This is a genomic window from Frateuria sp. (assembly GCF_013362045.1).
In the GTDB taxonomy this organism is placed as follows: Bacteria; Pseudomonadota; Gammaproteobacteria; order Xanthomonadales; family Rhodanobacteraceae; genus Frateuria_A.
This window is the reverse complement of the sequence record NZ_JABFWW010000260.1, coordinates 1-7,143: the sequence shown is the minus strand read 5'-3', so window position 1 is coordinate 7,143 and position 7,143 is coordinate 1. Positions and strand designations below refer to the sequence as shown.

Annotated in this window: 7 protein-coding genes and 1 pseudogene; 4 read left to right on the top strand and 4 right to left on the bottom strand. The window is 67.2% G+C overall.

Annotation, left to right across the window (positions count from 1 at the left end):
- The 3 genes from nrdR to glyA all read right to left on the bottom strand — a co-directional run.
- Positions 1 to 512 (bottom strand): transcriptional regulator NrdR (nrdR, locus tag HOQ08_RS12305; RefSeq protein ID WP_291195214.1); only part of this gene is annotated, 512 nt, incomplete at its 3' end.
- The gene (locus HOQ08_RS12300) at positions 512 to 937 is read right to left on the bottom strand and encodes a four helix bundle protein (protein ID WP_291195210.1); all 426 of its coding nucleotides are present in this window, start codon (positions 935 to 937) and stop codon (positions 512 to 514) included. The genes nrdR and HOQ08_RS12300, both read right to left, overlap by 1 nt.
- Before the next feature lie 51 nt (positions 938 to 988).
- A complete protein-coding gene (glyA, locus tag HOQ08_RS12295; protein WP_291195207.1) occupies positions 989 to 2,257 on the bottom strand; it encodes a serine hydroxymethyltransferase in 1,269 nt (422 codons plus the stop codon).
- A gap of 183 nt (positions 2,258 to 2,440) precedes the next feature.
- On the opposite strand from glyA, the gene ettA reads away from it, so the two are divergent.
- The 4 genes from ettA (at position 2,441) to HOQ08_RS12275 (ending at position 6,725) form a co-directional block, all read left to right on the top strand.
- Positions 2,441 to 4,099, top strand: coding sequence for an energy-dependent translational throttle protein EttA (ettA, locus tag HOQ08_RS12290; RefSeq protein WP_291195204.1), 1,659 nt, complete (start codon positions 2,441 to 2,443; stop codon positions 4,097 to 4,099).
- A gap of 174 nt (positions 4,100 to 4,273) precedes the next feature.
- Entirely contained in the window at positions 4,274 to 5,107 is an 834-nt protein-coding gene (pyrF, locus tag HOQ08_RS12285; RefSeq protein WP_291195202.1) for an orotidine-5'-phosphate decarboxylase, read from the top strand.
- 311 nt (positions 5,108 to 5,418) lie between these two features.
- Positions 5,419 to 6,033 (top strand): hypothetical protein, encoded by a 615-nt coding sequence (locus HOQ08_RS12280; RefSeq protein WP_291195200.1) that lies wholly within the window; start codon positions 5,419 to 5,421, stop codon positions 6,031 to 6,033.
- A gap of 212 nt (positions 6,034 to 6,245) precedes the next feature.
- Positions 6,246 to 6,725: a TlpA family protein disulfide reductase gene (locus HOQ08_RS12275; RefSeq protein WP_291195197.1), complete on the top strand. Its 480-nt coding sequence runs from the start codon at positions 6,246 to 6,248 to the stop codon at positions 6,723 to 6,725.
- Between the two features lie 70 nt (positions 6,726 to 6,795).
- On the opposite strand, the pseudogene HOQ08_RS12270 reads toward HOQ08_RS12275, so the two are convergent.
- Positions 6,796 to 7,143, bottom strand: a pseudogene (locus HOQ08_RS12270) (hypothetical protein); the annotation flags it as partial.

Sequence of the window (7,143 nt, the reverse complement as noted above, 5' to 3'; positions counted from 1 at the left end):
CGGCGCGGCTCGCCGCCTTCGCCGCCCAGCAGCGACAACTGCAGCTTTTCCAGCTCTGGCAGGTCGCGCTCGAGCTTTTCGATCTCCTCGCGAAACGCCTGCACGTCCTCGAACTTGCGGTAGACCGAGGCGAAGCGCACGTAGGCGACCTGGTCGAGCTTCTTGAGTTCGCGCATGACCAGTTCGCCGACCTGGCGCGAGGGCACCTCGCGCTCGCCGCTGCGGCGCAGGTCGTTGACGATCTCGCGCACCGCGTGATCGACGTCGTGGCTGGCCACCGGCCGCTTCTGCAGCGCGCGCTCGAAGCTGGTGCGCAGCTTGCGTTCGTCGAAGGTCTCGCGCCGCTCGCCGCTCTTGACAATCGCCGGCAGCTTCAAGTCCGCCGTCTCGAAGGTGTTGAAGCGCTCGCCGCATTGCGGGCACTCGCGACGACGGCGCACGGTGGCGCCGTCCTCGGTCAGCCGCGAGTCGATCACGCGGGTGTCTTCGTGCTGGCAGACGGGGCCGGGCATCAGGGGCTGGGAAACGGGGAACGGGAAACGGGGAACGGGGTGGTCGGGGCAAGCTTTTTTGATAGCGCGTTTCTGAGCGCCTGCAACTGGCGCGCTACGGCATGGGTGGTGGTAAGCACTGGCGCGAGCGCGCTTTCAGAGATGTAGCCAAACCGACTAGCCAGTAGCAGCTGGGTTTCGACTTCTGCCAGCGAACCTGCGGACATCGACAAAAACCTCAAGTAGTAGTCGCGGGTGGAACCACGAGCGTTGCCCTCTGCAATACAGGATGGTACTGAAACCGCAGCACGTCGCAGTTGCAAGGTGATCCCGAAGCGTTCGCCAGCGGGAAATGTTCCGGTCAACCGCTGAACGTGCTCAGCCAGGTCCATGGCCCCCTGCCAGATCCGCAACTGCCGATAATCCGAAGCCACCGGAACCTCCATGTTCCCCGTTCCCCGTTCCCCGTTCCCCGTTCCCCGTTCCCCGTTCCCCGCTTAACCGTAAACCGGAAACTTCTTGCACTGCGCCTCGACCTTCCCGCGCACCTTGGCGATCACCGCCTCGTCGCTCGGTGCGTCCAGCACGTCGCACAGCCAGTTGGCCAATTCCACGCAGTCGGCCTCCTTGTAGCCGCGGGTGGTGACGGCGGGGGTGCCCACGCGCAGGCCCGAGGTGACGAAGGGCTTCTGCGGGTCGTTCGGCACGGCGTTCTTGTTGACCGTGATGTGCGCCTTGCCCAGCGCCGCTTCCGCGTCCTTGCCGGTGACGCCCTTGCCGATCATGTCGACCAGCATCAGGTGGTTCTGGGTGCCGCCGGAGACAATCTTGTAGCCGCGCTCGATGATGGTCCTGGCCATCGCCTGCGCGTTCTTGACGACCTGCTGCTGGTAGGCCTTGAAGTCCGGCTCCAGCGCTTCCTTGAAGGCCACCGCCTTGGCCGCGATCACGTGCATCAGCGGGCCGCCCTGGATGCCGGGGAAGACGATCGACTGCAGCTTCTTCTCGATCTCCTCGCCCGCCTCGCCCATCGCCTCGCGGCTGGCCACGATGATGCCGCCGCGCGGGCCGCGCAAGGTCTTGTGCGTGGTCGAGGTGACCACGTGCGCGTGCGGCAGCGGGCTCGGGTAGACGCCGGCGGCGACCAGTCCGGCCACGTGCGCCATGTCGACGAAGAAGATCGCACCGACCGAATCGGCGATCTGGCGCATGCGCTTCCAGTCGACCACCTGCGAGTAGGCCGAGAAGCCGCCCACCACCATCTTCGGCTTGTGCTCGCTGGCCAGGCGCTGGAGTTCGTCGTAGTCGATCAGGCCGGCGTCGTCGACGCCGTACTGCACCGCGTTGAACAGCTTGCCGGAGATGTTGACCTTGGCGCCGTGGGTGAGGTGGCCGCCGTGGGCGAGCGACATGCCCAGGATCGTGTCGCCCGGCGAGAGCAGCGCCAGGTACACCGCCTGGTTCGCCTGCGAGCCCGAATGCGGCTGCACGTTGGCGTAGGTGGCGCCGAACAACTGCTTGATGCGCTCGATCGCCAGGCGCTCGGCCACGTCCACGTACTCGCAGCCGCCGTAGTAGCGCTTGCCCGGATAGCCTTCGGCGTACTTGTTGGTCAGCACCGAGCCCTGCGCCTCCATCACGCGCGGGCTGGCGTAGTTCTCCGAGGCGATCAGCTCGACGTGGTCTTCCTGGCGGCGCGCTTCGTCGGCGATGGCGCGAGCCAGCTCAGGGTCGAAACCTTCGATCGTGCAATCCTTCGGGAACATGCGTCGCCTCGGCGGTGGGGATGGATGGAAGCCGGAAAGTGTAGCCCTGCCGGGGGCTTGCGGCCACTGCCCGCACGGCGGCGGTCGTTCGCCCGGCGCGCCTCCGCTATAATGCGCGGTTTAGCGATTTCCCTTCTGCCGCGGCGGCCCATCGGCCGCCGCGCGCACGCCTCCGGAGGCTCCATGCAGTACATCTACACCATGAACGGGGTGAGCAAGATCGTTCCCCCGAAGCGCCAGATCATCAAGGACATCTCGCTCAGCTTCTTCCCCGGCGCCAAAATCGGCCTGCTGGGCCTGAACGGCGCGGGCAAGTCCACGGTGCTCAGGATCATGGCCGGCGTGGACACCGACTTCCAGGGCGAGGCCCGCCCGCAGCCGGGCATCAAGGTCGGCTACCTGGCGCAGGAACCGCAGCTGGATCCCGAGAAGACCGTGCGCGAAGTGGTCGAGGAAGGCGTGCACGTGATCCTCGACGCGCAGAAGCGCCTGGAAGAGGTCTACGCCGCCTACGCCGAGGAAGGCGCCGATTTCGACGCGCTCGCCAAGGAGCAGGAGCAGCTGGAAAACCTGCTCGCCGCCAACGACGCCCACGCGCTGGAGCGCCAGCTGGAAGTGGCCGCCGACGCGCTGCGCCTGCCCGCCTGGGACGCCAAGGTCGGTCCGCTCTCCGGCGGCGAGAAGCGCCGCGTGGCGCTGTGCCGCCTGCTGCTGTCCAAGCCCGACATGCTGCTCTTGGACGAGCCCACCAACCACCTGGACGCCGAGTCGGTCGAGTGGCTGGAGCACTTCCTGCAGGACTACCCCGGCACCGTGGTGGCGGTCACCCATGACCGCTACTTCCTCGACAACGCCGCCGAGTGGATCCTCGAGCTCGACCGCGGCCGCGGCATCCCCTGGAAGGGCAACTACACCGAGTGGCTGGAGCAGAAGGACGCCCGCCTCAAGCAGGAGGCACAGCAGGAGAAGTCGCGCCAGAAGGCGATCGAGAAGGAGCTGGAGTGGGTGCGCTCGGCCGCCAAGGGCCGCCAGTCCAAGGGCAAGGCGCGCCTGAACCGCTTCGAGGAACTGAACGCCGTCGAGTACCAGCGCCGCAACGAGACCAACGAGATCTTCATCCCGCCGGGCGAGCGCCTGGGCCAGGAGGTGATCGAGTTCAAGAACGTCTCCAAGGCCTTCGGCGACCGCCTGCTGATCGACGACCTGTCGTTCAAGGTGCCGCCGGGCGCGATCGTCGGCGTGATGGGCCCCAACGGCGCCGGCAAGTCCACGCTCATGAAGATGATCATGGGCAAGGAGCAACCCGACCAGGGCGAGGTCAAGCTCGGCCACACGGTCAAGCTCGCCTACGTCGACCAGTCGCGCGGCGCGCTGGATCCCAAGAACAACGTCTGGCAGGAAGTCTCCGGCGGCGCCGACATCCTCACCATCGGCAACTTCGAGATCCAGTCGCGCGCCTACATCGGCCGCTTCAACTTCAAGGGCACCGACCAGCAGAAGATCGTCGGCAACCTCTCCGGCGGCGAACGCGGCCGCCTGCACCTGGCCAAGACCCTGCTGCAGGGCGGCAACGTGCTGCTGCTCGACGAGCCGTCCAACGACCTGGACGTGGAAACCCTGCGCGCGCTGGAAGACGCGCTGCTGGAGTTCCCCGGCTGCGCGATGGTGATCTCGCACGACCGCTGGTTCCTCGACCGCATCGCCACGCATATCCTGGCCTTCGAGGGCGACTCGCACGTCGAGTTCTTCCCCGGCAACTACAACGAGTACGAAGCCGACAAGAAGCGCCGCCTGGGCGACGACGCCGGTCCCAAGCGCGTGAAGTACAAGAAGCTGGCCTGATGCTGTAACTCCCTCTCCCCCGGCACAGCCGGGGGAGAGGGTTGGGGAGAAGGGAAAGCCTTTGTCCTTCGCCCTGCTCGTTCTCCTCTACGGGGAAAAGGCCGTGGTGAGGGGCCACTCTTGCCCCACCACCAACGAAGCGACAAACAAACCACATCCACCGAGGAGCGCCCCATGCACTTCATGCAGTCCCTGCACCAGGCATGGCAGCGCAACGACTCCCTCGTCTGCGTCGGCCTCGACCCCGAGCCGTCCAAATTCCCGGCCCACCTGCGCGGCACCCCCGACGCGGTCCACGACTTCTGCCGCGCCATCGTCGACGCCACCGCCGACCTCGTCTGCGCCTACAAGCCCCAGATCGCCCACTTCGCCGCCCTGCGCGCCGAAGACGCACTCGAGCGCCTGATCGCGCACATCCACGAGGCGCACCCGGGCATCCCGGTCATCCTCGACGCCAAGCGCGGCGACATCGGTTCCACCGCCCAGCACTACGCCAGCGAGGCCTTCGATCGCTACCGCGCCGATGCGGTCACGCTCAACCCATACCTCGGCCGCGACTCCATCCAGCCCTTCCTGGACCGCGCCGACAAGGGCGTGATCCTGCTCTGCCACACCTCCAACCCCGGCGCAGCCGACCTGCAGGACCTCATCGTCGAAAGCACCGGCGGCGAACGCCTGCCGCTCTACCAGCACCTCGCCCGCACCATCGCCCGCGACTGGAACGCCAACGGCAACTGCGCCCTGGTCACCGGCGCCACCTGGCCCGAGCAACTGGCGCAGGTGCGCGCCCTGGTCGGCGACATGCCCCTGCTCGTCCCCGGCATCGGCGCCCAGGGCGGCGACGTGGAAGCCGTGCTGCGCCACGGCCGCACCGCCGACGGTGCCGGACTCATGATCAGCTCCTCGCGCGCGATCCTCTATGCCGGCAGCGGCGAGGACTTTGCCCAGGCCGCGCGTCAGGCCGCGCTGGACTTGCGCGACACCGTCAACCGTCATCGACAGCCTTAGGACCATCGCGGCGCGGACCTGCCGGTCGGCCCGCCGCGGCCACCTTCTCCGTCGACCAGGACCAGGCGGCCTCGCGGCGCCGGCGGCCATGTCCCCAGAACCCGCACGGGTGGATTCGCCGCCCCACCCGACGTTTTCGGGCTGGCATAGGCGTGCCGGCGTAAGCTTGGGTGAGGTTGCGTAACGGTTCGTCACGTGACAGCCCCGCCATGTGCGGTGGAGGATGTACGCCGGATGGCATCGCTGCGGCTGGGGGATCGCCGCCAGGAAGCCCGGGCGATGGGTGGGTTTCATATCGGAGGAGTTGCGCCATGTCGGCTGTTCTGGAGAAGGATCGCTACCGCGCCGCAGCGCTGGAAACGAAGGCGTATGTGAAAACCCATCTGTACTTCGGCGCATCGAACGACTGGAAGTTCTATGCCAAAAGCCTCGGCCTGACCTTGCTCTTTCCGCCGGCCGGTATCCTCTGGAAGGACGCGGGGCTGTACAGCCACCACCTGCTCCAAAGCGCCACCACCGACGACGCCACCAGAGAGGGAAAGGCCGCCGCGGCCGCAGGTCATCCCTACCGGAAGGGCACGCCGCGCATGGCCAAGGCGTTGATGGACATCTGGGCGAAAGAAGGCCTTCACTACCACTGCGGCAATTGCGGCGTGCAGAGCGCCGTCGCCTTCGTCCATCTGCGGGACTACTGGAAGATCTTCCCCCTGGACTGGGTGCAGCTCAGATACGGCGACCATGGCTTCGTGGTCATAGGGCGCGATGCCCGGACCGACCCGTCCGATGCCTCGACGTGGAACGCGGAAGCGGTGGTGTGCGATCCATGGCGCAACGTCGTCCGGACGGCCGGGGACTACGCGAACAGCCGGGAGAACCTGGAGCTCATCTACCGCCAGGCGTCGGCAAGAGACATACCCGGGAACTGATCGCAGAAGGCAGGCACCCAACGGCCGGGTGCCCCACTGCCAATGCCGCCTCGATGCGATCACGCAGTTCGTTTGATGACCCGAAGCCTGGGAGACGTGTGATGGGCGTACGTCGAGGCTACCGGTCGTTCCCTCGCGCGACAGGAAGGTGGCGGCGTCAGATCAACCACCGTCGCTGACCATCGCTTGGCTCGCCGGAGCGCCATAAGCACATGACCAGGACCACTTTTGCCGGCATCGCAATCACCGGAATGGCGGGCGCATTGTTGCTGGCCTTCCGGTTGGGGCTGTTTGCGCCAAGCCTCGCCCAGGTCGAAGGCACGCCCATCCCGCAGACCCCGCTCGTCGATCTCGCAGGGCACAAGCACACGTTCGGCGAGCTACGCGGGCAACCGGTCACCCTCTACTTCTGGGCCACCTGGTGCAGTCCCTGCGTAAGCCATCTGGCCCACCTGGCGCGGAGCACCGACCCCGCCGCCTTCAAGTCATGGCTGCCGGTGGCACTCGAGGATGACCCGCAGGTCGTGGCAACGACACTGCAGAAGGTGGGCTACCGCGGACCCATGTGGGTGGCCACCGACGGCATGTCGCTCCTGCAGCGCCGGTTTGCCGGCAACGACAAGCGTGCCGTCCCGTTCGAGGTCAGGCTGGATGCGGCAGGCAACATATCTGGCGCCAAATACGGCGAGTAGACGCCCGGCCACCAGGTCGCGCCCCGCCATGTTGACTCCCCTCCTTCGCGCCAGGGGCAAGCAACGGCGCTCAGTGGAACTGGTCGCTGGCCGGCACCCATGAGCTGGAGGTGGTCGCAGGCGCTTGCATGGGTCGCGGCATGGCCTGGCCTTCCTTCGGGCAACCGGGCGGCAGCGGCCCGCCGCTGACGCGCGCGGCGGCGCACTGAGCGGCGTTGTCGAGGTGGATCGGGGCCGGCGGCGTGGGAACCGAGGCGGCGGGTGCGGTGCTCGCAGCGGCCGCTGGATCGAGCGGCTTGGACGGCGCGAGGTACTGGCGGCGGTAGTCCTCCGGCTTGCCGGCCTTGGCCGGCGCATCGGCGGCGCCGCAACCGAACGGCGCAAAGAGGCGTAGCACGCTGAGATCGCATTTGACGCG